At 56.8% G+C, this 26012-nt stretch carries 25 protein-coding genes and 2 pseudogenes; 14 read left to right on the top strand and 13 right to left on the bottom strand.

All coding sequences use genetic code 11. From position 1 onward, the window contains the following. Positions 1–18: 18 nt before the first annotated feature. The 3 genes from sdaA to pabB all read right to left on the bottom strand — a co-directional run bounded on the left by sdaA (position 19) and on the right by pabB (position 3477). A complete protein-coding gene (gene sdaA, locus ACOTX1_RS13150; RefSeq protein ID WP_003859920.1) occupies positions 19–1383 on the bottom strand; it encodes an L-serine ammonia-lyase in 1365 nt (454 codons plus the stop codon). 184 nt (positions 1384–1567) lie between these two features. Continuing rightward, entirely contained in the window at positions 1568–2146 is a 579-nt protein-coding gene (locus tag ACOTX1_RS13145; RefSeq protein ID WP_003859921.1) for a CoA pyrophosphatase, read from the bottom strand. After that, entirely contained in the window at positions 2143–3477 is a 1335-nt protein-coding gene (gene pabB / locus ACOTX1_RS13140) for an aminodeoxychorismate synthase component 1 (RefSeq protein ID WP_032634188.1), read from the bottom strand. The genes ACOTX1_RS13145 and pabB overlap by 4 nt, the downstream gene beginning before the upstream one ends. Before the next feature lie 61 nt (positions 3478–3538). Here pabB and ACOTX1_RS13135 point away from each other — a divergent pair, with 61 nt between their 5' ends. After that, complete coding sequence (locus ACOTX1_RS13135) at positions 3539–3721, top strand: YoaH family protein (RefSeq protein ID WP_003859925.1); 183 nt, start codon at positions 3539–3541, stop codon at positions 3719–3721. Positions 3722–3726: 5 nt separating this feature from the next. Here ACOTX1_RS13135 and ACOTX1_RS13130 read toward each other — a convergent pair whose 3' ends face one another. After that, entirely contained in the window at positions 3727–4071 is a 345-nt protein-coding gene (locus tag ACOTX1_RS13130; RefSeq protein WP_126497696.1) for a RidA family protein, read from the bottom strand. Between the two features lie 133 nt (positions 4072–4204). On the opposite strand from ACOTX1_RS13130, the gene ACOTX1_RS13125 reads away from it, so the two are divergent. The 5 genes from ACOTX1_RS13125 (at position 4205) to rnd (ending at position 10584) form a co-directional block, all read left to right on the top strand. Further along, positions 4205–6115: an ATP-dependent DNA helicase gene (locus ACOTX1_RS13125; RefSeq protein WP_003859928.1), complete on the top strand. Its 1911-nt coding sequence runs from the start codon at positions 4205–4207 to the stop codon at positions 6113–6115. A 66-nt stretch (positions 6116–6181) separates the two neighbouring features. Next, complete coding sequence (gene tsaB / locus ACOTX1_RS13120) at positions 6182–6877, top strand: tRNA (adenosine(37)-N6)-threonylcarbamoyltransferase complex dimerization subunit type 1 TsaB (RefSeq protein ID WP_003859930.1); 696 nt, start codon at positions 6182–6184, stop codon at positions 6875–6877. A gap of 37 nt (positions 6878–6914) precedes the next feature. Then, on the top strand, positions 6915–7496 hold the full coding sequence (locus ACOTX1_RS13115) for a Slp family lipoprotein (RefSeq protein ID WP_023314324.1): 582 nt from the start codon (positions 6915–6917) through the stop codon (positions 7494–7496). A gap of 203 nt (positions 7497–7699) precedes the next feature. Then, positions 7700–9385, top strand: coding sequence for a long-chain-fatty-acid--CoA ligase FadD (gene fadD, locus ACOTX1_RS13110; protein WP_003859933.1), 1686 nt, complete (start codon positions 7700–7702; stop codon positions 9383–9385). A gap of 83 nt (positions 9386–9468) precedes the next feature. Further along, positions 9469–10584, top strand: coding sequence for a ribonuclease D (gene rnd, locus ACOTX1_RS13105; RefSeq protein ID WP_122966917.1), 1116 nt, complete (start codon positions 9469–9471; stop codon positions 10582–10584). A gap of 86 nt (positions 10585–10670) precedes the next feature. On the opposite strand, the gene minE is transcribed toward rnd, so the two are convergent. The 3 genes from minE to minC are packed head-to-tail and all read right to left on the bottom strand — an operon-like array spanning position 10671 to position 12483. Beyond that, positions 10671–10937, bottom strand: coding sequence for a cell division topological specificity factor MinE (gene minE, locus ACOTX1_RS13100; RefSeq protein ID WP_003859937.1), 267 nt, complete (start codon positions 10935–10937; stop codon positions 10671–10673). Between the two features lie 3 nt (positions 10938–10940). Then, positions 10941–11753: a septum site-determining protein MinD gene (gene minD / locus ACOTX1_RS13095; protein ID WP_003859938.1), complete on the bottom strand. Its 813-nt coding sequence runs from the start codon at positions 11751–11753 to the stop codon at positions 10941–10943. 22 nt (positions 11754–11775) lie between these two features. After that, positions 11776–12483 carry a septum site-determining protein MinC gene (gene minC / locus ACOTX1_RS13090; protein ID WP_017384318.1) on the bottom strand — a complete coding sequence of 236 codons (708 nt, stop codon included), beginning with the start codon at positions 12481–12483 and terminating at the stop codon, positions 11776–11778. 123 nt (positions 12484–12606) lie between these two features. Between minC and ACOTX1_RS13085 the strand changes: the two genes are divergently transcribed. The 3 genes from ACOTX1_RS13085 to ACOTX1_RS13075 all read left to right on the top strand — a co-directional run bounded on the left by ACOTX1_RS13085 (position 12607) and on the right by ACOTX1_RS13075 (position 14123). Then, the gene (locus tag ACOTX1_RS13085; protein ID WP_006810982.1) at positions 12607–12882 is read left to right on the top strand and encodes a YcgL domain-containing protein; all 276 of its coding nucleotides are present in this window, start codon (positions 12607–12609) and stop codon (positions 12880–12882) included. A 47-nt stretch (positions 12883–12929) separates the two neighbouring features. Continuing rightward, positions 12930–13589, top strand: a complete 660-nt coding sequence (locus tag ACOTX1_RS13080; protein ID WP_003859945.1) for a fumarylacetoacetate hydrolase family protein — start codon at positions 12930–12932, stop codon at positions 13587–13589. 93 nt (positions 13590–13682) lie between these two features. Beyond that, positions 13683–14123, top strand: coding sequence for a YcgN family cysteine cluster protein (locus tag ACOTX1_RS13075; protein WP_015570314.1), 441 nt, complete (start codon positions 13683–13685; stop codon positions 14121–14123). A 99-nt stretch (positions 14124–14222) separates the two neighbouring features. Here the strand turns inward: ACOTX1_RS13075 and dsbB are convergent, their stop codons facing one another. Together dsbB and nhaB are read right to left on the bottom strand one after the other, a co-directional pair. After that, complete coding sequence (gene dsbB, locus ACOTX1_RS13070; protein WP_017693268.1) at positions 14223–14753, bottom strand: disulfide bond formation protein DsbB; 531 nt, start codon at positions 14751–14753, stop codon at positions 14223–14225. Between the two features lie 46 nt (positions 14754–14799). Further along, a complete protein-coding gene (gene nhaB, locus ACOTX1_RS13065) occupies positions 14800–16338 on the bottom strand; it encodes a Na(+)/H(+) antiporter NhaB (protein ID WP_023314322.1) in 1539 nt (512 codons plus the stop codon). Positions 16339–16539: 201 nt separating this feature from the next. Between nhaB and fadR the strand changes: the two genes are divergently transcribed. Further along, positions 16540–17259: a fatty acid metabolism transcriptional regulator FadR gene (fadR, locus tag ACOTX1_RS13060; RefSeq protein WP_003859951.1), complete on the top strand. Its 720-nt coding sequence runs from the start codon at positions 16540–16542 to the stop codon at positions 17257–17259. A gap of 114 nt (positions 17260–17373) precedes the next feature. Here fadR and ACOTX1_RS13055 read toward each other — a convergent pair whose 3' ends face one another. After that, positions 17374–18906, bottom strand: a complete 1533-nt coding sequence (locus tag ACOTX1_RS13055) for a SpoVR family protein (protein ID WP_022651425.1) — start codon at positions 18904–18906, stop codon at positions 17374–17376. Positions 18907–19227: 321 nt separating this feature from the next. Here ACOTX1_RS13055 and ACOTX1_RS13050 point away from each other — a divergent pair, with 321 nt between their 5' ends. From ACOTX1_RS13050 to ACOTX1_RS13040, 3 genes and pseudogenes are all read left to right on the top strand, one after another. Beyond that, positions 19228–20526, top strand: a complete 1299-nt coding sequence (locus ACOTX1_RS13050; RefSeq protein ID WP_023314321.1) for a D-amino acid dehydrogenase — start codon at positions 19228–19230, stop codon at positions 20524–20526. Between the two features lie 9 nt (positions 20527–20535). Continuing rightward, positions 20536–21606 carry a catabolic alanine racemase DadX gene (dadX, locus tag ACOTX1_RS13045; RefSeq protein WP_003859954.1) on the top strand — a complete coding sequence of 357 codons (1071 nt, stop codon included), beginning with the start codon at positions 20536–20538 and terminating at the stop codon, positions 21604–21606. A 105-nt stretch (positions 21607–21711) separates the two neighbouring features. Then, a pseudogene (locus tag ACOTX1_RS13040) lies at positions 21712–21816 on the top strand (hypothetical protein); the annotation flags it as partial. On the opposite strand, the pseudogene ACOTX1_RS13035 reads toward ACOTX1_RS13040, so the two are convergent. Then, a pseudogene (locus tag ACOTX1_RS13035) lies at positions 21769–23436 on the bottom strand (potassium/proton antiporter); the annotation flags it as partial. The pseudogenes ACOTX1_RS13040 and ACOTX1_RS13035 sit on opposite strands and share 48 nt — an antisense overlap. 97 nt (positions 23437–23533) lie before the next feature. After that, a complete protein-coding gene (gene ldcA / locus ACOTX1_RS13030; protein WP_023314319.1) occupies positions 23534–24448 on the bottom strand; it encodes a muramoyltetrapeptide carboxypeptidase in 915 nt (304 codons plus the stop codon). Between the two features lie 107 nt (positions 24449–24555). Between ldcA and emtA the strand changes: the two genes are divergently transcribed. Further along, positions 24556–25167: a membrane-bound lytic murein transglycosylase EmtA gene (emtA, locus tag ACOTX1_RS13025; RefSeq protein ID WP_017384310.1), complete on the top strand. Its 612-nt coding sequence runs from the start codon at positions 24556–24558 to the stop codon at positions 25165–25167. 37 nt (positions 25168–25204) lie between these two features. Here emtA and ycgR read toward each other — a convergent pair whose 3' ends face one another. Continuing rightward, a complete protein-coding gene (gene ycgR, locus ACOTX1_RS13020; protein WP_023314318.1) occupies positions 25205–25936 on the bottom strand; it encodes a flagellar brake protein YcgR in 732 nt (243 codons plus the stop codon). Between the last annotated feature and the right edge of the window lie 76 nt (positions 25937–26012).

Raw genomic sequence — 26012 nt, 5'->3', positions numbered from 1 at the left:
GATGGGCGAAAGGAAGGCTTAGTCGCACTGCACCTTAATGGCCAGACCGCCGCGCGAGGTCTCACGGTACTTCGCGTTCATGTCCTTGCCGGTTTCGTACATGGTTTCAATAACCTTATCCAGCGACACGCGTGGCTCGCTGGTACGGCGCATCGCCATACGCGAGGCGTTGATCGCTTTGACGGAGGCGATGGCGTTACGCTCAATGCACGGCACCTGCACCTGACCGGCAACCGGGTCACAGGTCAGACCGAGGTTGTGCTCCATACCGATTTCCGCCGCCACGCACACCTGCTCAGGGCTGGCGCCCAACAGTTCCGCCAGACCCGCTGCCGCCATAGAGCAGGCCACGCCCACTTCACCCTGACAGCCTACTTCGGCACCAGAGATGGACGCATTCATTTTGTACAGCGCGCCGATAGCGCCTGCCGCGAGGAAATAACGGATATAGATATCCGGTGTCACGGGCTCAATAAAGTGATCGTAATAGGCCAGCACCGCCGGAACGATACCGCACGCGCCGTTGGTCGGCGCCGTCACCACGCGACCACCCGCTGCGTTCTCTTCGTTAACCGCGAGGGCAAACATGTTCACCCAGTCGACCACGTTCATTGGGTCATTGGAGAACTTGTCGGTGGTGACCAGCATGCGGCGCAGCGCAGAGGCACGACGCGGTACGCGCAGAGGCCCAGGCAGAACACCCTCGGTGTTCATCCCGCGGTCAATACAGGCGCGCATGGTTTGCCACACGTTAGCAAAATAGTCTTCGATCTCTTTCTTGCTGTGCAGCGCCAGTTCATTCTGCATCACCATGCCGGACAGGGACAGACCGGTCTCTTTGCAGTAGCCCAGCATCTCGGTGGCCGATTTAAACGGATAGGGCACATTGACGTCGCCCGCGCTCTCTTTACCAAAGTGTTCTTCGTCAACGATAAAGCCGCCGCCGATGGAGTAGTAGGTTTTACTGTAGATCTCTTTTTCGCCGCTCCAGGCGTGGATGGTCATGCCGTTTTCATGCAGCGGCAGGTTGTCGCTACGAAAACGCATCCCGTCATCCTGCGGGAAGTCCACTTCGTGCTGACCGTTAGCCAGCAGTAAGCGTCCGCGCGTTTCCACGTCGCGGATAAATGCCGGAATGGCATCAATATCAACAGTGTCCGGCATATTGCCTGCCAGACCCATAATAATGGCGATATCGGTGTGGTGGCCTTTACCCGTTAATGACAGTGAACCGTAAACGTCTACGGCGACACGGGTAACGCTTTCCAGTAATCCTTTTTCGACCAGATCATCGACGAACTGTTTACCGGCCTTCATCGGCCCTACAGTGTGGGAAGAGGAAGGACCAATCCCCACTTTGAACATGTCGAATATACTAATCACTTTCACACTCCTGACAGGGTTACTGGGGTTCCAGTAACGATGTTATAACTGCGCATAGTGTAAGAGGGAACACCAACCTCGGCTTAACTATTCACATGAATTAAACTAATGGTTAACGATGGTTTTGCTAATAGCGCGACGCCGATCGCAAACCTGCCAGAAAAGGGTGGAATGTAAAGTATAGTCAAGGCTTCAGGCCGATTTGCAGGGCCAGCTCACGAATGATGCCTGCCGTCATGCCCCAGACAAAATAATGCTGATACCACGACAGCCAGACCCGATGATCGTGTCCGCGGCGGTGAATATCCAGTGGGTGATAGCGGCCCAGACGAAGGGCCTCTTCCAGCGGCATTTCGAACACCGCTGAAACTTCATCGACGCTGGCGTGATACTGAAGATCGGGCGGAATAATGCCAACGACCGGCGTGACCTGAAAACCGGTTACGCTGTCCACTGGCGGCAGCACGCCGATCACCTCGACTGTCTCCGGGGGGATCGCCACTTCCTCATGCGCTTCACGCAGTGCGGCGGCAATCAGGGATGCATCGGTGCTGTCCACCGCGCCGCCCGGAAACGCAACCTGACCGGCGTGTTTTCGCATATGCGGTGAGCGCTGGGTAAGCAACAGACCCGGCTGCTCACGGCGCACGACCGGGATCAGCACCGCCGCCTGACGTTGATTCAGCGTGGCGCGGCTAACCTGGGGCCGCAGAAGCTGAAAGCGTGACAGAAAATCATCCAGCGTCAGGTTGTCTTTCTTCACCGTGAGTTCTCCAGTTGTTTCAGGATACGATTCACTTTATCAAAGGTTTCCTGATATTCCGCCTCGACCTGGCTATCGGCCACAATGCCACCGCCTGCGGAACAGTACAGGTTACCGTCGCACGCCGTCAGGGTGCGAATAGTGATGCTGGTATCCATGGTGCCGCACAGACTCACATAGCCGATGCTGCCGCACCAGGCGTTGCGGCGATGTGGTTCCAGTTCGTCGATGATCTCCATCGCCCGGACCTTCGGCGCGCCGGTGATGGAGCCGCCCGGAAACGCGGCGCGGAGCAGATCGCAGGCGGTTCGCGAGGCCGGCAGGCGTGCGGTGATGGTGCTGACCAGATGATGCACCGCCGGGAAAGGCTCCACGACGAACAGCTCCGGCACGCGCACGCTGCCCGGCTCGGCGACGCGACCAATATCATTGCGCATCAGATCGACAATCATCAGGTTTTCGGCACGATCTTTGGGAGAGGCCGCCAGCGTCTCCGCCTGCTGGCGGTCGGCGTCGGCGTTGGCAAGGCGCGGCAGTGTGCCCTTTATTGGGCGGGTCTGAATCATACCGTCAGCCAGGTGGATAAAACGCTCAGGCGAAAGGCTGAGTATGGCGCCGTGTTCAAAGCGTAAAAATGCACTGAACGGGGCCTTATTGCTGGCATTGAGGCGGGTAAACGCCTGCCATTCGTCTCCCTTGTACGCCGCCTGGAAACGCTGGGCAAGGTTGACCTGATAACAGTCGCCACTGTGAAGATACGCCTGCACACGGGAGAATTTTTCCGCGTATTCCTCCGCGCTCATGTTCGAGCGCCAGCCGGAGGTCAGCATAAAGTGTTCCGGGGCGGCGGGCCGTTGCGCCTCAAGCCAGGACAGACGCGCCTGTACGTCCCGGTGGCTCAGCAGAGAAACCGTCTGCTTACGGTGATCCACGATCAGCGCCCAGTCATACAGCCCCACCGCCATATCCGGCAGGGAAATATCCGCCTGCGCATGCTCGGGCAGCTTTTCGAAACGGCGACCCAGATCGTAACCAAACAGGCCCAGCGCGCCCCCCTGGAAAGGCAGATCCGGATCCGGTGTGGCAGTTAAGCCCAGAGCATCGATCTCGTTCTGAAGCCGCATCAGCGGATCGTCCGTTGGCGACAGCGCATCGGTCGTCAGCGTTTTAACCGGGTCGGCCACCAGAATATCAAAGCGGCTGTAGGGGTGATCAGCATGGCCGGAGTGCAGCAGCATGGCAAAAGGAAGGTGGCTTAGACGGGCAAACCAGAACTCGGCGGCGTCAGCACGCCAGGGCAAGGTCATAACAGTGGGGAAGCGCATGTTCATGTATGGCATACTACCGGGCAGCGTGAAATAATTAGCGCGAATAATTTAGCAGGAGTTAACGATGTTTGCAGGTTTACCTTCTCTCAGCCATGACCAACAGCAGAAAGCCGTTGAACGTATTCAGGAGCTGATGTCCCAGGGGATGAGCAGCGGACAGGCAATTTCCCAGGTCGCGGAAGAACTTCGCGCCACCCATACCGGCGAGCGGATCGTGGCGCGCTTTGAGGATGAAGATGAAGAATAACCGGCTTACACTGCCGCGATAATCTTGATCTCAACCTTATATTCCGGTTTCATCAGCGTGGCCTGTACGGTGCAGCGTACAGGCGCGTGACCCGCCACCACCCACGCATCCCATGCTTTATTCATCGCCGCGAAATCGTCTTTATTCGCCAGAAAAATCGTCGCATCCAGAATGCGGGATTTGTCGCTGCCCTGTTTTTCCAGTACGGCGTCGATCTGCGCCAGGGTGTTGGCGGTCTGCTCGAAGGCGTCGGCGTCCAGATTGGCAGGGACGCCGATGTAGTACAGCGTCTGGTTGTGGATCACCACATCAGACCAGCGGGCTTCGGCATCAATGCGCGTAATTGTCATAAACGTATCCTCGTTATCTTTCGTCGTCAGGCGGCAAGACTGCCATAATGTTCCGCCGTCGTCACTATTTGGGGTGGCACCGGAGAGAAGGGGCTGACATAATCCCTGTGCAAAAATACAGTGAGAGAACACCGTGGCAGACGATTTTTCCCCAGAGGGTCAGTTAGCACAGGCTATTCCCGGCTTTAAACCGCGCGAACCCCAACGTCAGATGGCGCATGCCGTTGCGCACGCTATCGACAAGGCGCAGCCGCTGGTCGTGGAGGCCGGTACCGGTACGGGGAAAACGTATGCTTACCTCGCTCCTGCGCTGCGGGCGAAAAAGAAGGTGATCATCTCTACGGGATCAAAAGCGCTCCAGGATCAGCTCTACAGCCGCGATTTACCCACGGTGGCGAAAGCGCTGAAATACAAAGGGCGTCTGGCCTTGCTGAAAGGGCGTTCTAACTACCTGTGTCTGGAGCGTCTTGAACAGCAGGCGCTGGCGGGCGGCGACCTGCCGGTACAAACCCTGAGCGATGTGATCGTCCTGCGCGCCTGGGCCAACCAGACGGAGGAGGGGGACATCAGCACCTGCGCGAGCGTGCCGGAAGACTCCCCGGCCTGGCCGCTGGTGACCAGCACCAATGACAACTGCCTCGGCAGCGACTGCCCGCTGTATAAAGACTGTTTTGTGGTGAAAGCGCGTAAAACCGCGATGGACGCCGACGTGGTGGTGGTGAACCATCACCTGTTTCTTGCGGATATGGTGGTCAAGGACAGTGGTTTCGGCGAGCTGATCCCGGAGGCGGAGGTGATGATCTTCGATGAAGCCCATCAGCTACCGGACATCGCCAGCCAGTATTTTGGTCAGTCGCTCTCCAGCCGTCAGCTTCAGGATCTGGCGAAAGATATTACCATTGCCTATCGCACCGAACTCAAAGATACCCAGCAGTTGCAGAAGTGCGCGGACCGCCTGGCGCAATGCGCACAGGATTTCCGCTTACAGCTTGGCGAGCCGGGCTATCGCGGCAACCTGCGCGAACTGCTCGCAGACAAAAATATCCAGCGCGCGCTGCTGCTGCTCGATGATGCCCTTGAACTCTGTTACGACGTGGCGAAGCTGTCCCTCGGACGTTCAGCGCTGCTGGACGCCGCCTTCGAGCGCGCCACGCTTTACCGTGGGCGGCTGAAGCGGCTGAAAGAGATCAACCAGCCGGGCTACAGCTACTGGTACGAATGTACCTCGCGCCACTTCACCCTGGCGCTCACGCCGCTGACCGTTGCTGATAAATTTAAAGAGGTGATGGCGCAAAAGCCCGGCACCTGGGTCTTTACCTCGGCCACGCTGTCGGTCAATGACGATCTGCACCACTTTACCGAGCGCCTCGGCATTGAGCAGGCGGAATCCCTGCTTCTGCCGAGCCCGTTCGACTATGAGAGACAGGCGCTGCTGTGCGTGCCGCGCAATCTGCCGCTGCCTAACCAGCCGGGCGCGGCGCGCCATCTGGCGGCCATGCTGAAGCCGATGATCGAGGCCAACAACGGGCGCTGCTTTATGCTCTGCACCTCACACGCCATGATGCGCGATCTGGCCGAGCAGTTCCGCGCCACCATGACGCTACCGGTGCTGTTGCAGGGAGAAACCAGTAAAGGCCAGCTGCTCCAGCAGTTTGTCAGCGCCGGTAATGCCCTGCTGGTGGCGACCAGCAGCTTCTGGGAAGGGGTGGACGTGCGCGGCGACACGCTCTCGCTGGTGATTATCGATAAGCTGCCGTTTACATCGCCGGACGATCCGCTTCTGAAAGCGCGCATGGAGGACTGCCGTCTGCGCGGGGGCGATCCGTTCGACGACGTCCAGCTGCCGGACGCGGTCATCACGCTTAAACAGGGGGTAGGGCGACTGATCCGCGACGTCACCGATCGCGGGGTGCTGGTGATCTGCGACAACCGCCTGGTGATGCGTCCCTACGGCGCGACCTTCCTCGCCAGCCTGCCGCCCGCGCCGCGCACGCGGGATATTAAACGCGCGGTCCGCTTCCTGGCGAACCCGACGGCGGAGTAATTCTTCCCGGAGTGTGTTAAGATGCGCGCCATTTTGTGACTGACCATTGCGAGAGCGCGACGACTGATGCGAATTCTGGCTATTGATACCGCGACAGAGGCCTGTTCCGTTGCCCTGTGGAACGACGGTACGATTTTTGCTCATTTCGAAGAGTGCCCACGGGAACACACCCAACGTATTCTGCCCCTGGTAAAAACCATTTTAACCGAGGGCAACACCGCCCTGACTGACCTCGACGCGCTGGCCTACGGCCGTGGTCCGGGCAGCTTTACGGGCGTACGTATCGGGATTGGCATTGCGCAGGGGCTGGCGCTGGGCGCTGACCTGCCGATGATCGGCGTCTCCACGCTTGCGACCATGGCCCAGGGAGCATGGCGCATGACCGGCGCCACCCGCGTGCTGGCTGCGATTGATGCCCGCATGGGGGAAGTCTACTGGGCGGAGTACACCCGTGACGAAAACGGCGTCTGGCACGGCGAAGAGACGGAAGCGGTGCTTAAACCTGAAGCCGTCACCGGGCGCCTGAAACAGCTCTCCGGTGAGTGGGCGACGGTCGGAACCGGCTGGGCGGCATGGCCTGAGATGGCGGAGGACACCGGCCTTACGCTGGTGGACGGTAACATGCTCCTGCCCGCCGCAGAAGATATGCTGCCGATTGCCTGTCAGCTACTTGCCGCAGGAAAAACCGTGGCGGTTGAACATGCTGAACCGGTTTATTTACGAAACACCGTCGCGTGGAAGAAACTTCCTGGCCGCGAGTGAATCTCAGTAACAGGAACTGAGAAAAAGGAGTCGCATCATGGCGGTTCAGACTAAAGTTGTACGCTTTCTTATGGCAGGCGCGGTTGCCATAGCACTGAGCGGGTGCGTCACCGTTCCTGATGCGATCAAGGGCACCAGCCCGACGCCACAGCAGGATCTGGTACGCGTGATGAATGCCCCGGAGTTGTATGTCGGGCAGGAAGCGCGGTTTGGCGGCAAGGTGGTTGAAGTGCTAAACCAGCAGGGGAAAACCCGGCTGGAGATTGCCACTGTCCCGCTGGACGACGGCGCGCGGCCTGTTCTGGGTGAAGCCTCGCGCGGGCGGATCTACGCTGACGTCAGCGGCTTCCTCGATCCGGTAGATTTCCGCGGGCAGCTGGTGACCGTCGTCGGGCCGATTACTGGTTCGGTGGCGGGGAAAATCGGCCATACGCCATACAAATTTATGACCATGCAGGTGAACGGCTACAAACGCTGGCGTATCGCCCAGCAGGTGGTGATGCCGCCACAGCCAATCGATCCGTGGATGTGGGGACCGCATCCGTATCGTTACGGCTACGGTGGCTGGGGGTGGTACAATCCAGGCCCTGCACAGGTTCAAACAATAGTAACTGAGTAAGTTACTGTTATTGCTAGGAAAGAGACAGCGGCTCAGCCGCTGTCTCTGTTTTTTTACGGATAAAACGAAAAAAAAGAGTGACGCGCTTCGCAACCTGCAATCTGAACAATTAATAAACTGGTACGCTGAGTTAATATAATGTTAACAAACTGTTTATTATCGGGGCTGTGATGACGACGAACACTCATTTCAGAGGTGATGCATTGAAAAAGGTTTGGCTTAACCGTTATCCCGCGGATGTCCCTGCGGAGATCAATCCTGACCGTTATCAATCCCTGATTGAATTATTTGAACACTCGGTACGGCGCTACGCTGACCAGCCCGCGTTTGTGAATATGGGCGAAGTGATGACCTTCCGTAAGCTGGAAGAACGCAGCCGGGCGTTTGCGGCCTATTTACAGGAAGGGTTGGGCTTGCAGAAAGGGGATCGCGTCGCGCTGATGATGCCAAACCTTCTGCAATACCCGGTGGCGCTGTTCGGCATCCTCAGGGCAGGGATGATCGTGGTTAACGTTAACCCGCTCTATACCCCGCGCGAGCTGGAACATCAGTTGAATGACAGCGGCGCGGCGGCGATTGTGATTGTCTCCAACTTTGCCCACACGCTGGAAAAAGTCGTTGAAAAAACTCAGGTTAAGCACGTCATCCTGACGCGCATGGGTGACCAGCTCTCTACCGCGAAAGGTACGCTGGTCAACTTTGTCGTTAAATACGTTAAGCGGCTGGTGCCGAAATACCACCTGCCGGATGCCATCTCCTTCCGCCGCGCCCTGCATGCGGGCTACCGGATGCAATACGTAAAGCCGGAGATCGTGTCCGAGGATCTGGCCTTCCTGCAATACACGGGCGGCACCACCGGCGTGGCGAAAGGGGCGATGCTGACCCACCGTAACATGCTGGCGAACCTTGAGCAGGTTAACGCCACCTACGGGCCGCTGCTGCACCCGGGCAAGGAGCTGGTGATCACCGCGCTTCCGCTGTATCACATTTTTGCGCTGACCATGAACTGCCTGCTGTTTATCGAGCTTGGCGGTCAAAACGTATTGATCACCAACCCGCGCGATATCCCGGGGCTGGTCAAAGAGCTGGCGAAATACCCGTTCACCGCCATGACCGGCGTGAACACCCTGTTTAACGCGCTGCTTAACAATAAAGAGTTCCAGCAGCTCGATTTCTCCACGCTGCACCTCTCCGCGGGCGGCGGGATGCCGGTTCAGCAGGCTGTTGCCGAGCGCTGGGTGAAACTCACCGGGCAGTATCTGCTGGAAGGCTATGGCCTGACGGAGTGCGCCCCGCTGGTCAGCGTTAACCCGCATGACATCGACTACCACAGCGGCAGTATCGGTCTGCCGGTCCCGTCGACGGAAGCAAAACTGGTGGATGATGAGGATAACGAAGTGCCTCACGGTGAGCCAGGGGAGCTATGCGTCAGAGGGCCGCAGGTGATGCTGGGCTACTGGCAACGTCCGGATGCCACGGATGAGATCATCAAAGACGGCTGGCTGCACACGGGCGACATCGCGGTGATGGATGACGAAGGCTTCCTGCGCATCGTCGATCGCAAGAAAGACATGATCCTGGTGTCAGGGTTTAACGTCTATCCGAACGAAATCGAAGACGTGGTGATGCAGCACAGCGGCGTGCTGGAAGTGGCGGCGGTGGGCGTTCCTTCCGGCAGCAGCGGTGAAGCGGTGAAGATATTTGTGGTCAAGAAAGATCCTTCTCTGACCGAGGATGCGCTGATAACGTTCTGTCGCCGTCAGCTGACGGGCTATAAAGTGCCGAAGCTGGTGGAATTCCGGGATGAGCTGCCGAAATCCAACGTCGGGAAGATATTACGACGAGAATTACGTGACGAAGCCCGTGCCAAAGTGGACAATAAGGCCTGAGCTTCACGTTAATCGCCCAGACGCCGGTTAAGCCGGCGTTTTTTATGGGCGCAAACAAAAGAGAGTCCGATTTGAATTACCAGATGATCACTACCAACGACGAGCTGGCTTCACTGTGCGAGGTGACGCGTGAATTTCCCGCTATCGCCCTGGATACGGAATTTGTCCGCACCCGAACGTACTATCCGCAGCTGGGTCTGATTCAGATGTATGACGGCAAACACGTGTCATTGATTGACCCCCTCGGCATTACCGACTGGGCGCCAATGCGCGAGCTGTTGCTGGATACCGCCGTGACCAAATATCTGCACGCGGGCAGTGAAGATCTGGAAGTCTTTCTCAACACTTTTGGCATCATGCCGCAGCCGCTGATTGATACCCAGATCCTCGCGGCGTTCAGCGGTCGTCCGCTCTCCTGGGGCTTCGCCGCGATGGTGGAAGAGTACACCGGTCTGACGCTGGATAAGAGCGAATCGCGTACCGACTGGCTCGCGCGTCCCCTAACGGCGCGTCAGCTTGAATACGCCGCGGCAGACGTCTTTTACCTTCTTCCAATTGCCGGCCAGCTTATGAAAGAGGCTGAGGCGTCCGGTTGGCTGTCTGCCGCACTGGACGAGTGCCGCATGACGCAGCAGCGTCGTCAGGAAGTGGTTGATCCGAAAGAGGCCTGGCGTGACATCACCAACGCCTGGCAGCTGCGCACCCGCCAGCTGGCCTGTCTGCAACTGCTGGCTGACTGGCGTCTGCGTAAAGCACGTGAGCGCGATCTGGCGGTTAACTTCGTGGTGCGTGAAGAACACCTGTGGGCGGTGGCGCGCTATATGCCGGGTAGCCTTGGCGAACTGGACAGCATTGGCCTTTCCGGGAGTGAGATCCGTTTCCACGGTAAAACGCTGCTCGCGCTGGTAGAGAAAGCTCAGCAGCTGCCGGAGGACGCACTGCCAGAACCACTGCTTAACCTGATGGATATGCCGGGCTACCGCAAGGCATTCAAAGATATCAAAGCGCTGGTGCAGACGGTGGCGGGGGAAAGCAAACTGAGTGCCGAACTGCTGGCTTCACGTCGTCAGATTAACCAGCTGCTGAACTGGCACTGGAAGTTGAAACCGCAAAATGGTTTACCGGAGCTGGTCGCCGGATGGCGGGGGGAACTGATGGCCGAACGCCTGAATACCCTGCTGGAAGTGTATCCGCGCTAAAGAATTGTAGCCCCGGTAAGCGCAGCGCCACCGGGGAAATTGCCGGGGGGCGCGATGCTTGCCCGGCCTACAAAACCACAACCGGATTAACGCGACTCTTCCGCTTCCGGAAGCGTGACGTTCAGCTCCAGAATCGAAATATCCCCGTCTTTTTGCTCCAGCTGAACGGTGACCATTTCCGGGTCAATCTGCACGTATTTGCAGATCACTTCCAGAATGTCTTTGCGCAGCTGCGGCAGGTAGTGCGGTTCGGCGTCGCTACGACGACGTTCCGCCACAATGATTTGCAGACGTTCTTTTGCGATGTTGGCGGTGCTTTTTTTCCGCGAGAGAAAAAAGTCCAGTAATGCCATAACTTATCCTCCGAACAGGCGTTTGAGGAAACCTTTCTTCTCTTCTTCAATGAAGCGGAAAGGACGTTCTTCTCCCAGCAGACGGTCAACGGTATCCGCATACGCTTTACCCGCGTCTGCCTGTGTATCCAGGATCACGGGCTCGCCCTGGTTAGAGGCGCGCAACACGGACTGATCTTCCGGGATCACGCCAACCAGTTTGATGCGCAGGATCTCCAGCACGTCTTCCATGCTCAGCATGTCACCTTTGTTCACCCGGCCCGGGTTGTAGCGGGTCAGCAGCAGGTGCTCTTTGATTGGCTCCTGGCCATTTTCCGCGCGACGGGATTTCGAGGCCAGAATGCCGAGAATACGATCGGAATCACGTACTGACGAGACCTCCGGGTTGGTGGTGATGATGGCTTCATCCGCGAAGTAGAGCGCCATCAGCGCGCCGGTTTCGATACCGGCCGGGGAGTCGCAGACCACGAAGTCGAACTCCATCTTTTTCAGATCGTCGAGCACCTTTTCCACGCCTTCGCGGGTCAGGGCGTCTTTATCACGGGTCTGGGACGCCGGAAGAATGTAGAGGTTCTCGGTACGCTTATCTTTAATCAGCGCCTGGTTAAGGGTGGCATCGCCCTGAATGACGTTCACGAAGTCATACACCACGCGACGCTCGCAACCCATGATCAGGTCCAGGTTACGCAGACCGATATCGAAGTCGATTACGACGGTTTTCTTTCCCTTCTGGGCCAAACCAGTAGCGATGGCCGCGCTGGAGGTGGTCTTGCCAACGCCTCCTTTACCCGAAGTCACAACAATAATGCGTGCCATAGAAATTCCTTGTTAAAAGGGATCAATTTAACGGTTGAACGGTCAAAGCGTTATCTGCCAGTTGCAGACGGGCCGCTTTGCCATAAAATTCGGCTGGGATTTTATCGCTCAGCCAATATTCACCTGCGATAGACACCAGTTCTGCCGTCAGGTGAGTACAAAAAATTTGTGCTTCTCGATCGCCGCTGGCGCCCGCAAGCGCACGTCCACGCATCATACCGTAAACGTGAATATTGCCATCTGCAATCAGTTCAGCGCCCGCACTGACGTGGCTTGTAACAATCAGATCACAGTTTGGCGCATAAATGCGCTGACCGGAACGAACCGGCAGATCAATCAATCGCGTTTTTGTGACTGGGGCTACATTTTGCGCCGGAGGCGGGGGAGCGGGAACGGTTGCAGGCGTTGCACGTGGGGCTTTTTCTTTGCCCTCGTTTAACAAGGGCAAACCCGCGCGTTCAATTTCGGCTTTTAACTCTGCGTCTTTGCAGCCGCTTATGCCCACGATGCGCAACCCCGTGGAGGCGACGGCCTGCTGGAGCCGCTTCCAGTTAACCGGCCCCTCAAGGTCGCTTACATTGACGACGACAGGAGCATGCTTAAGAAAAGCGGGAGCCTGCGCGATTTTGTCTTCTAACGCCTGACGAATAACCTCGGGTTTTGCATCATGCAAATGAACCACTGATAAGGTGAAGCTACTGCCTTTAAGCTCGATGGGCGTATTTGACATCCTGGCCTTACTCAATTTGCTATTAACCGCAACACATCGCCGCGATATTCCGAAGAGTATCAGGCATGTTATAGTCAGGAGTATATTGAGGCAAGCAACCACCCGTTAATTCAGAGTAAAAACATGTTTTGTGTGATCTACAGAAGTACCAGCCGCGACCAGACCTACCTTTATGTCGAAAAGAAAGACGATTTTTCCCGCGTGCCTGAAGAATTAATGAAAAGCTTTGGCCGACCGCAGCTGGCGATGCTGCTGCCGCTGGACGGCCGTAAGAAGCTGGTGAACGCCGATCTGGAGAAAGTCAAAAAGGCGTTAACCGAGCAGGGCTATTATTTACAGCTTCCGCCGCCACCGGAGAATTTATTAAAACAGCATCTTGAGGTGAGCGGAAAGAAATAAGCCCGGGTCCTTCCGGGAACAACTCATCAACCGATTAGGGGTCGACCATGTATCAACATCATAACTGGCAAGGTGCATTACTGGATTATCCCGTCAGCAAAGTGGTCTGCGTGGGCAGCAACTATGCAAAACATATTCAGGAGATGGGCAGCGCCGTGCCGGAAGAGCCGGTTCTGTTTATTAAGCCAGAAACCGCACTGTGCGATATTCGCCAGCCGCTGGTTCTGCCGCAGGGACTGGGCTCGGTGCATCATGAAGTGGAGCTGGCGGTGCTGATCGGCGCGACGCTGCGCCAGGCGACCGAAGAGCATGTAGAGAAAGCGATTGCGGGTTACGGTGTCGCGCTTGACCTGACGCTGCGTGATGTTCAGGGCAAAATGAAGAAAGCGGGGCAGCCGTGGGAAAAAGCGAAGGGTTTTGATAATTCATGCCCGATTTCCGGTTTCATTCCGGTGAGTGAATTTACCGACGATCCGCAGAACACGCCGCTCAGCCTGAAGGTCAACGGCGAGATCCGCCAGCAGGGAACGACCGCTGACATGATCCATAAGATCGTTCCGCTGATTGCCTACATGAGCCGCTTCTTCACCCTGAAACCTGGCGACGTGATCCTCACCGGCACTCCGGAAGGTGTGGGGCCGCTGCTTAGCGGCGACGAACTGGATGTCAGTTTTAACGGCCTGTCGCTGAAAACCCGCGTGCTGTAAAAGCACCTTGCCGCCTGAAAAGGGCGGCAAAACTTGCATCAACGTGCCAGACTCGTTATAAGGTGCGCTCTATTTTGACGTGTGGACATCCCGATGAACGACATTCCTTTCTGGCAAAGCAAAACTCTCGACGACATGACCGACGCGGAGTGGGAATCGTTGTGTGACGGCTGCGGGCAGTGCTGCCTGCATAAGCTGATGGATGAAGATTCGGACGAGATCTATTTCACCAACGTAGCCTGCAAGCAGTTAAACATCAAAACCTGCCAGTGCCGCAACTATGAGCGCCGTTTCGAATATGAGCCGGACTGCATCAAGTTAACCCGTGAAAATCTACCGACCTTTGAGTGGCTGCCGCATACCTGCGCGTATCGCCTGCTGGCGGAAGGGAAAGATCTGCCCACATGGCATCCGCTGTTGACGGGGTCGAAAGCGGCGATGCACGGTGAACGTATTTCCGTGCGCCACATAGCGGTGAAAGAGTCCGAGGTGCGGGACTGGGAAGACCACATTATGAATCACCCTAATCGGTGACAATAAAAAACCCGCCGAGGCGGGTTTTTTATTGTGCGCAATTTTGTCGAGTGGCGCTGCGCTTACCCGACCTGCAAAACTGACGTTGCCGTTTTGCTTTTACCGTCCAAAAAGATCGCGTTTCTTTGGTTTGAACGGCTGGGCAATCAGCACCAGCAGCGCCACCACAAAGTAGGCGACAAAAATGCCCACCAGCCACTGCGGCATCTCCAGCGTCAGGAATTCCCACTGGCGTACAGAGCAGTCACCGGAGGCCACAAACACCTGCGGCAGCCATTTATCCAGCGGCAGCCAGCTCGGGAAGCGGGCGGCAAAATCGCAGGTCATAAACGGCGACGGGTGAAGCTGCATTTGGGTGTGCTCCCAGGCAAGCGCAATGCCTTTCCCGGCGCTGTACAGCCAGATGGCAATTGCCGCATAGCGTAACGGTGATTTGGGTGCAATCGCACCTACCAGACCCGCGCCCATAATGCCGAACAGCGCACAACGCTCATAAATACACAGTACGCAAGGTTTCAGCCCCATCACATGCTGAAACCACAGCGCGACCATTTCCAGCGCAAAGGCGGTCAGGGCCATCAACAACCACGCTCCGCGACCGCGTGAGCACTGGTTCAAAAATCGCAACATAATCATTTCCCTGGAACATGCTTAGACAGCGCAGTGTAAACGAATTTTAATGCGCCGCAAGTATACCTGCTTGCAATAACCATTGCGTACAGGGAACGAGAGTAATTTTGATGCACAGTAAACCAACCAGGGTAAGCACCAGCGTATACGGCAGCGCCATCCAGACCATTCTTCCATAAGAAAGTCGTATGAGTGGCGCCAGCGCCGAGGTCAGCAGGAAGAGGAATGCCGCCTGACCGTTCGGGGTTGCCACGGAGGGGAGGTTGGTTCCGGTATTGATCGCCACCGCCAGCAGCTCGAACTGTTCACTGCTGACAATCCCTTGCTCCATCGCGGCTTTGGCCTCATTGATGTATACCGTCCCGACAAAGACGTTATCAGATATAGAGGACAACAGACCGTTAAACAAATAGAACAGCGTTAGCTGCGAATCTGGCGTAGCCTGAAGCACAAACGCGATGATCGGCGCGAACAGATGTTGGTCAATAATCACCGCCACGACGGCAAAAAACACCGCCAGCAGGGCGGTAAACGGCAGCGCTTCGGTAAAGGCTTTTCCAATAGCATGTTCGTCCGTAACGCCGCCCAGGCTGGTTGCAAGGATAATTACCGACAGGCCAATCAGCCCCACCTCGGCAAGGTGGAAGGCCAGCGCAGCGATAAGCCACACGCCGATGAAACCCTGTGCAATCAGGCGCAGCGTCTCCTGGCGCGTGCGTTGTTTGCGGCTCTGCTCGTCAAACTTATGCAGCTCCTGGCGGACCTGATCGGGCAACGTCGCGCCATACCCAAAGAGGTTGAATTTTTCGACCAGCACACAGGTGGCTAACCCGCAGACCAGCACGGGTACGCTGACCGGCGCCATGCGCAGGAAAAATTCGCCAAAATGCCACTCAGCTGCTTTGGCGATAATCAGGTTTTGCGGCTCCCCGACCATGGTCATCACGCCGCCCAGCGCCGTCCCCACGCCTGCATGCATCATCAGGCTGCGCAGAAATGCGCGGAACTGTTCCAGCACATCGCGGTTGTGCGCCTCAACGTGGCTGTCGTCCTGCAAGTTATCGCCAGGACGAGACGAGGCCACCCGGTGGTAAATCCCGTAAAAGCCGACGGCGACGCTGATCACTACCGCCACGACCGTCAGCGCATCCAGGAAGGCAGAGAGGAAGGCTGCGGCGAGGCAAAACGCCAGCGAGAGCAGCGTTTTCGACGGAATGCTCAACAGCAAACGGGTGAAGATAAACAGCAGAAGCTGCTTCATAAAGTAGATCCCCGCCACCATGAAGATCAGCAGCAGCAGGACTTCAAGATTCGACGCTATCTCGTTTTTAACATGCTCCGCGCTGGTCATTCCAATGACCACGGCTTCCAGCGCCAGCAGCCCGCCGGGCAACAGCGGATAGCACTTCAGCGCCATCGCCAGGGTAAAGATAAACTCGGCGACCAACATCCACCCGGCAACGAAGGGATCCAGCAAAAAGATAACGGGATTAACGACCAGGAATACCAGTAAAGTGAGTTTGTACCAGTCAGGTGACTGACCTAAAAAGTTGCGCCACAGCGCGCGCCCAAATGAAATTTCCACGACAGACGTCCTTTCCCCGTCAAATAAGACAAGACATCAGTATACGCAAAAATGGCGGCAAAGCGGGGGATTAAGCCATTTGTAAATTTCATAAAAATGAAACGGCGATCCCTCTTTTCTGTCTCTGCTGCGCTATCTGCCTCTGCACGCCTCTGGTATGATGAGTGCAATTTGCTAAAGCTGTGTAATGGAAATCTCACTATGGTCATTAAGGCGCAGAGCCCGGCGGGTTTCGCGGAAGAGTACATCATTGAAAGCATCTGGAATAATCGTTTCCCTGCGGGATCAATTCTACCTGCTGAACGCGAACTCTCTGAACTGATTGGCGTCACCCGTACCACGCTGCGAGAAGTGCTCCAGCGTCTGGCGCGCGATGGCTGGTTGACGATACAGCATGGCAAACCCACTAAAGTGAATAACTTCTGGGAAACGTCCGGGCTGAACATTCTGGAAACGCTGGCGCGTCTCGATCACGAAAGCGTACCGCAGCTGATTGATAATCTGCTTTCCGTGCGCACCAACATCGCCACCATTTTCATCCGCACCGCGTTTCGCCAGCACCCTGAAGATGCGCTGAAGGTACTTGCTACCGCCAATGAGGTGGAAGACCACGCGGATGCCTTTGCGACCCTGGATTACAACGTGTTCCGTGGTCTGGCGTTTGCTTCCGGCAATCCGGTTTACGGTCTGATCCTGAATGGAATGAAAGGGTTATATACGCGCATTGGTCGTCACTACTTTGCTAACCCTGAAGCCCGCAGTCTGGCGCTTGGCTTCTATCATAAACTGAGCAAACTCTGCACCGAAGGGCTGCACGATCAGGTCTATGAAACCGTGCGTCGTTACGGCCACGACTCCGGTGAAATCTGGCACCGGATGCAGAAAACGCTGCCGGGTGATTTAGCGATTCAGGGCCGGTAAAAGAAAAAACCTCTCGATTGAGAGGTTTTTTTTCGCCGGGTGGCGGCTTCGCCTGAGCCGGCCTACAGGTCCCGTAGGCCCGGTAAGCGTAGCGCCACCGGGCAAAAAATCCCACTACAGCGTATTCAACCGCGCCGGACACCGCTCCAGCAGCTCCACGCTGCCATCTTCGTTCTGCTGTTCCAGCAAGACGTCAAATCCCCACAGGCGATGCACATGCTTCAGCACTTCCTTACGCCCCTTATCCAGCGGCGCGCGGTTGTGCGGAATATAGCGCAACGTCAGAGAGCGATCGCCGCGCAGATCCACGTTCCAGACCTGAATGTTCGGCTCAAGATTACTCAGGTTGTACTGGGACGACAGGCGCGAGCGGATCTCGCGATAGCCCTCTTCGTTGTGGATCGCGGAGATCTCCAGGAAGTTGTTGCGGTCATCATCCAGTACGGTGAAGAAGCGGAAATCACGCATGATCTTCGGCGACATGAACTGGCTGATAAAGCTCTCATCCTTAAAATCACGCATCGCGAAGTGCAGCGTTTCCAGCCAGTCGGAACCGGCAATATCCGGGAACCAGTATTTGTCCTCTTCGGTGGGCGACTGACAAATACGCTTGATATCCTGGAACATGGCAAAGCCGAGCGCGTACGGGTTAATACCGCTGTACCACGGGCTGTTATATGCCGGCTGGAACACCACGTTGGTGTGGCTGTGCAGGAACTCCATCATAAACCGTTCAGAGACTTTTCCCTCGTCATACAGGTGGTTCAGAATGGTGTAGTGCCAGAAGGTCGCCCAGCCTTCGTTCATGACCTGGGTCTGCTTCTGCGGATAGAAATACTGGCTCACCTTGCGCACGATGCGCAGGATCTCACGCTGCCACGGCTCCAGCAGCGGGGCGTTTTTCTCCATAAAGTAGAGCAGGTTTTCCTGCGGCTCGGAAGGGTAGCGACGCGCCTCGGCGACGGTTTTCTCCTCCTCACGTTTTGGCAGGGTACGCCACAGCATATTCACCTGGCTTTGCAGATACTCCTCGCGGCTCTTCTGCCGGGCTTTCTCCTCCTGCAAGGAGATCTTCTGCGGACGCTTATAGCGGTCAACGCCGTAGTTCATCAGCGCGTGGCAGGAGTCCAGCAGTTTCTCAACCTCGTCCACGCCGTAGCGCTCTTCGCAGTCGGTAATGTAGTTACGGGCGAAGATGAGGTAATCAACGATTGAGCTGGCGTCCGTCCAGCTGCGGAACAGATAGTTATTTTTGAAGAACGAGTTATGTCCATAGCAGGCGTGCGCCATCACCAGCGCCTGCATGGTAATGGTGTTCTCCTCCATCAGATAGGCAATACATGGGTTAGAGTTAATGACGATTTCATACGCTAATCCCTGCTGCCCGTGCTTATACAGCCGCTCTGTCTCAATGAATTTTTTACCAAACGACCAGTGCGGATAGTTAATCGGCATCCCGACGCTGGAGTAAGCGTCCATCATCTGTTCCGAGGTGATGACTTCAATCTGATGGGGGTAGGTATCCAGACGATAGAGTTTGGCCACCCGGTCGATCTCCGCCAGGTAGACATCCAGCAACTCGAAGGTCCAGTCGGGTCCATCGCTCAGACGGGTGCTGTCCCTGGACATGGAATCTAGTGTAGCCATTAGCGCGCCCTCGTTGTTGGTCGCTCTCTCTGACTGGAGAGCCTCCTTTCAAGCATAGATCACCCCATTCAAATACGCGGGGCGCAGAAATTTTTTCTTTGCGATTTCACGTTTTCGATACGGCAAAAAAAGCGGTGCTCACAGAATTTTCTACTGGTTAAAAATAACGCGCAGCAGGAGATCCCAAATAAGCGCTATCCCCTGATACAGCGGGATATGTGAGTTGAGTCACCATAAAAAAGTCATATGTTGAATAATATTTTCAACTAGGTTATCAATCTGTAATTAGATGATTGTTCTTTTGCTCATAATGGAGTGGCTATGCGTGTTGTCATACTGGGAAGTGGTGTCGTTGGCGTAACCAGCGCCTGGTATTTAAGTCAGGCGGGACATGAGATTACCGTTATCGATCGCGAATCCGGTCCGGCGCTGGAAACCAGTGCGGCGAATGCGGGGCAAATCTCCCCGGGCTACGCTGCGCCGTGGGCGGCCCCGGGCGTTCCGCTGAAGGCGATCAAATGGATGTTTCAGCGACATGCGCCGCTGGCGATCAGCCTCGACGGCACGCAGTTCCAGCTTAAGTGGATGTGGCAGATGCTGCGCAACTGCGACACCCGCCACTATATGGAAAACAAAGGGCGCATGGTGCGTCTGGCGGAATACAGCCGCGACTGCCTGAAGGCGCTGCGTGCCTCAACGGGCATTGAATATGAAGGACGCCAGGGCGGCACGCTTCAGCTGTTCCGTACCGCGCAACAGTACGAAAACGCGACCCGCGATATCGCCGTGCTTGAAGATGCGGGCGTACCGTATCAGCTGCTGGAAGCCAGCCAGCTGGCGCAGGTGGAGCCAGCGCTTGCCGAGGTCGCGCACAAGCTGACGGGCGGTCTGCGTTTACCGAACGATGAAACCGGCGACTGCCAGCTTTTCACCCAGCGTCTGGCGCGCATGTGTGAGCAGGCCGGGGTGAAATTCCGCTTCAATACTTCTGTCGACAAACTGCTGTCGGAAGGGGAGAAGATTTACGGCGTGAAGTGTGGGGAAGAGGTAATCAAAGCCGATGCCTACGTGATGGCGTTTGGCTCCTACTCAACCGCGATGCTGAAAGGGATCCTGGATATCCCGGTCTATCCGCTGAAAGGCTACTCCCTGACCATTCCTGTGAAAGAGGACAGCGGTGCGCCGGTCTCGACCATTCTTGATGAAACCTACAAAATCGCCATCACCCGCTTCGATAACCGGATCCGCGTCGGCGGCATGGCGGAAATCGTGGGCTTTAATACTGAGCTGCTTAAACCGCGTCGTGAAACGCTGGAGATGGTCGTGGGCGATCTCTTCCCGCGCGGCGGCTTCATTGAGCAGGCGACGTTCTGGACCGGCCTGCGCCCAATGACCCCGGACGGCACGCCGATTGTGGGCCGTACGCCATACAAAAATCTGTGGACGAACACCGGCCACGGTACGCTTGGCTGGACCATGGCCTGCGGTTCGGGCCAGCTGCTGAGCGACCTGATCTCCGGGCGGACGCCGGCAATTCCGTTTGACGATTTGAGCGCCGCACGCTATCAATCAGGGTTTACCCCATCGCGTCCACAACACCTGCACGGCGCGCATAATTAAGGAGTCGCAATGTCCCGTCCTATTCTGGCCCAGCTGGATTTGCAGGCGCTGAAGGATAACCTGCAAATTGTTCGCCGTGCTGCGCCGGGTTCTCGTGTCTGGTCGGTGGTGAAAGCCAACGCCTACGGTCATGGTATCGACCGTATCTGGAGTGCGCTCGGCGCCACCGATGGTTTTGCCCTGCTGAATCTGGAAGAGGCCATCCTGCTGCGCGAGCGCGGCTGGAAAGGACCGATCCTGCTGCTGGAAGGATTCTTCCATGCGCAGGATCTGCCTCTGCTGGATAAGTACCGCCTGACGACCAGCGTTCATAGTAACTGGCAGATCAAGGCGATTCAGGACGCGAAGCTGCATGCCCCGCTGGATATCTATCTCAAAGTGAACAGCGGGATGAACCGTCTGGGCTTTCAGCCTGAACGGGTGCACACGGTCTGGCAGCAGCTTCGTGCGCTGAAAAACGTCGGTGAGATGACGCTGATGGCGCATTTCGCCGATGCGGAAAAGCCGGACGGAATTGCCGATGCCATGGTCCGCATTGAGCAGGCGGCAGAAGGGCTGGACTGTCCACGTTCGCTGTCGAACTCAGCGGCAACGCTCTGGCATCCTGAAGCGCACTACAACTGGGTGCGTCCGGGGATCGTTCTGTACGGCGCGTCACCCTCAGGTCAGTGGCAGGATATCGCCAACAGCGGCCTGAAGCCGGTGATGACGTTACGAAGCGAGATTATCGGCGTGCAGACGTTAAAAGCGGGCGATACGGTGGGCTATGGCAGCCGTTATCGGGCAGCGGGCGAACAGCGTATCGGTATCGTGGCGGGGGGCTATGCAGATGGTTATCCGCGCATCGCCCCGAGCGGCACGCCGGTGTGGGTCGATGGCGTGCGCACCGGCACGGTAGGCACCGTCTCAATGGACATGCTGGCCATTGATTTAACGCCGTGTCCCCAGGCGGGGATCGGGTCACCGGTTGAGCTGTGGGGCAACGAAGTTAAAATTGATGATGTGGCCGCTGCGGCGGGCACCGTTGGGTATGAGCTGATGTGCGCGCTGGCACCCAGAGTGCCTGTTGTGACGGTGTAACTTGTGTATGTGCCGGGTGGCGGCTTCGCCTTACCCGGCCTACAAAAGCCCGAAAGTAGGTCGGGTAAGCGTTATCGCCACCCGGCAAAAAAGCAGCTACTCCGCCTCTTCCTCCATCGGCCTTACGCCGACTTTGCGCACCGCATTATCTTCTTTCTCGGCTACCGTCCAGATCATCCCGGCAAACTCCACCTGGTCACCGACGACCGGCGCAGCCCCTAATAATTGCTGAATAATTTCACCCAGTGTTTGCTGGTTATCGCGATTCTCCAGTCCACCTTCCAGGCCATAAATCAGCGCCACATCCGCAAAGCGGGCGCTGGCTTCGAGGATAAAATCGCCGAAGAAACGCTGATCCAGCGCCACCGGGGGCGACTGGCTGAACAGCTTGCCGAGGGCAGGCAGGTCGCGCTCGCGGCCAATCACGCAGAGAATATCGTTCTCACGCAGCCGCGTGCTGCCGGTCGGGTGAAGCAGGGCGTTATCCCGGAACAGGGCGGCAATGCGCGTTTCAGCGGGCATATGCAGATCGCGCAGGGACGCGCCCACGCACCACTTATCGGCGCTTAGCTGGTAGACAAACTGTTCCCAGGGATTCTCAGGGTGAATATCCAGCCCCACGCGGGAGACCGGCCAGCCAATGGGCGGTACCACCACTTTGGCTTTTTTCGCCGCCCAGCCCAGCGACGTCCCCTGGAACAGCAGCGACACCAGCACCACGAAGAAGGCGACGTTGAAGAACAGGCGGGCGTTGTCCAGCCCGGCCATCATCGGGAACACTGCCAGAATAATCGGCACCGCGCCGCGCAGACCCACCCAACTGATAAATATCCGCTCACGCAGGTTAAACCCGCGGAACGGTAGCAGCCCGGCAAACACCGACAGCGGACGGGCGAAGAAGATCATCCAGGCCGACAAAAGCAGCGCCGGTACGGCGATAGGCAGCAGGTCCGACGGCGTCACCAGCAGGCCCAGCACCAGGAACATGGCAATCTGCGCCAGCCAGGCCAGACCGTCGAAGTTCTGCAAAATGGCGTGACGGTTGCGAATCGGTCGGTTGCCCAACAGGAAACCGCAAAGGTAAACCGCCAGAATACCGCTGCCGTCCAGCGCGGTGGTGACGGCAAAGATCAGGATCCCGCCGCTCAGGGCCAGCAGCGGGTAAAGGCCGGAAGGCAGCGTAATACGGTTGATCGTCTGCTGTAACAGGTAACCGCCGCCGAGACCAATGATAATCCCCAGGCCAAACTGCTGGAGGATGTGCCAGGCGAACATCCAGCTCAGGCCGGTTTCGTGCTGCTGGATCATCTCAATCAGAGTGATGGTCAGGAACACCGCCATCGGATCGTTACTGCCGGATTCAATCTCCAGCGTGGAGCCAACACGTTCGTTCAGCCCCTTGCCGCCGAGCAGCGAGAAAACCGCTGCCGCATCGGTCGAGCCGACGATCGCGCCAATCAGCAGGCCTTCCATAATATCGAGGTTAAACAGCCAGGCCGCCATCATACCGGTCAGGCCGGAGGTGATCAGGACGCCGACGGTCGCCAGAGACAGCGCCGGGCCTAAGGCAACGCGAAACGAACTTGCCTGGGTGCGCATACCGCCGTCCAGCAGGATGACCGCCAGCGCGAGGTTACTCACCATATAGGCGAAAGGGTAATTATCGAAGGGGATACCGCCGATTCCGTCGACTCCCGCCAGCATGCCGATAGCCAGGAAAATGACAAGAATAGGTATGCCAAGGCGCGATGAAAATGAACTTAATAAAATGCTGAAGGTTACCAGGATGGAACCCAGAATGAAAAGACTGATTATCGCTGTGGCACCCAATGTCGTCTTACTCCCACCTCAATGTGAACGCTGTTATTAAAACCCTAACATATTAACAACGGTAACTGCGTATTATTGAGGGGGAATAACGGCTTTTTTATGCCTTTAAGACCGGATGACCGCTGATTGTTAACCGACTGCCTGAATTATCGTGTACAAGGTGCGCCCGGGCGCCCAGCGGCAGCGTAACGGTTTGCTGCTCATGCCCGAAATCCAGGCCAGCGATCACCGGGATATCCAGGCGGGAACGAATGAAATCAATCATCGTTTCCAGGGAATAGCCTGCATCGTAATCGTTGGGGGCTGAACCGCTAAAACTGCCCAGCACAATGGCCGACTGCCGATCCAGGATCCCGGCGTGATACAGCTGCAACAGCATGCGTTCGACACGGAACGGGTGTTCATTGATATCTTCCAGCACCAGTATGCCATCCGTGATCTGCGGCAACCACGGCGTACCAATTAGCGACACCAGCATCGCGAGGTTGCCGCCCCACAGCTGTCCTTCACATTCCCAGTGCGGTCCATTGCCTTGCCACTCGATGGTGAACGTCGGGTTTTGCAGGGCGCGCCAGAAATGGTCCTGCGTAAACGCATCCAGCTCCGGCGCGCCAAAGTTACCGGCCAGCATCGGGCCGCTAAAGGTAATGACGTTATGCAACGCCAGCAGGCCGAGCTGGATCGCCGTGAAATCGCTGTGTCCGCAGATTAACAGCGGATCCTGCTGCTGGCGCGCGGCCAGCCCGGCCCAGTCGATGCTATCCAGCAGCCGGCTTGCGCCATAGCCGCCGCGCACGGCCAGCACAATGGTGTTTTCACCTTCCAGCGTCGCCAGGCTGTTGATATCGCTCAGTCTCTGCGCCTCCGTACCGGCAAAACGCTGCATGCGGCGGGGGATAATTGTCTGATTTTCTACCTGATGGCCCATTTCCAGCAGGCGTTGAACGCCCCGCTGTGCCGCCTCCTGATTGATGCAGTAGCCTGACGGTGCGATGAGATGAAACTGAGGCATGGCAATTCCTTGCTGAATGAGAATCTAATTGTCTATATCATGCCGCTTATACGCCGCCTGCTTCAAGGGGCGACGTACCGCGATGACCGGCTATAAGGATAGATGACGTGAAATTGAGATGGTTTGCTTTTTTGATTGTGCTGCTCGCTGGCTGTAGTTCAAAACATGATTATCAAAATCCCCCCTGGAACCCTGAAGTGCCGGTAAAGCGGGCCATGCAGTGGATGCCGATCAGCGAACAAGCCGGAAAGGCCTGGGGCGTGAGCCCGCGTCTGATCACGGCGATCATTGCCGTGGAGTCCGGCGGCAACCCGACGCTGGTGAGTAAATCGAATGCGGTGGGGCTGATGCAGTTAAAAGCCTCGACGGCGGGAAGAGAGGTCTATCGCTACATGGGCTGGAAGGGACAGCCATCCACCAGCGAGCTGAAAAACCCGGAGCGTAATATCTCTATGGGAACCGCTTACCTGAGCATTCTCGAGCATGGCATTCTGAAGGGGATTGACGATCCGGAAGTGATGCAATATGCACTGGTGGTGTCGTACGTTAACGGAGCCGGCGCGCTGCTCCGAACCTTCTCATCCGATCGCAAAGAGGCGATAGAAGAGATTAACGATATGGATAAAGATGAATTCTTCGAGCACGTTGTGAAGAATCATCCGTCAGCACAGGCTCCACGTTATATCTGGAAAGTCCAGAAAGCGATGGACGCTATGTAACGCCTTTGTCGGGCGGCAGCACGCTGCCCGACGCCTATCAGCGCACTTTATTCGCGCGTTCCCGCGCTTCACGCTCCAGTGAGAAGATGATGCGCTGTAGTTCGCGTTCGGCGCCTGGCCCGACATTCAGAAAGCGAAAGCTCAGTCGCGGCGTGGTAATGGTTTCGTTTTTGCCGTCCACCACCTTGCGCTCGCTGATGGCAATCAGCTGGGCGTCAAACCAGAAGCGTCCCCATCCGCCCATATCCAGCTCAATCTGACTAAAACGCATACCTTCCACCAGCCCTTCCGGCTTCGGCGTATCCATTAACGCGCCCATCCCGCCCAGTGACAGGTCGAAGAGACGAAAGCGAATCTCTTTTTTGTCCGGCATTTTTGCCTTACAGAAATAGGCCGGGTGAAGCGGAGCGCTGATGCGAAAAAACTCCCGGCGTTGCACGAACCAGAGGTTAGCGGGCAGGGGAGCGATAAACGCAGGCAAACCCTGGTACGCGATCGTGGTCAGACGAGGCAGCACAAACTCGACTTTCGCCCCCTGCGTTTCGGCCATCACCGAGAGATTCTCTGCCTGTAGCGCGGCACGGTTTTCATCGCTCTGGCTACCCAGATCGACGATCAGGTGCTCTGCCGTCACGTCCAGGATCTTGCTGATAAACTGGCTGGTTGACCAGTTGATGCGCAGCGGCACCTCGCCTTTTTTCAGGTCGCGTAACACCCCTAATACAGCCAGCGGATTTTGTTTCAGGAACTGCTCACTGTAGCTACTCACGCCAGATGGCTCCTCGATAGATGACAGACTGTCTCTGGGTTATCGGCACGCGGGCATGAAACTTAATACAAACGAT

It is taken from the genome of Enterobacter cloacae complex sp. IR5401 (assembly GCF_049238425.1).
Classification (GTDB): Bacteria; Pseudomonadota; Gammaproteobacteria; order Enterobacterales; family Enterobacteriaceae; genus Enterobacter; species Enterobacter hormaechei_C.
The sequence above is the reverse complement of the archived record's forward strand: the minus strand, read 5'-3'. Positions and strand labels throughout refer to the sequence as shown.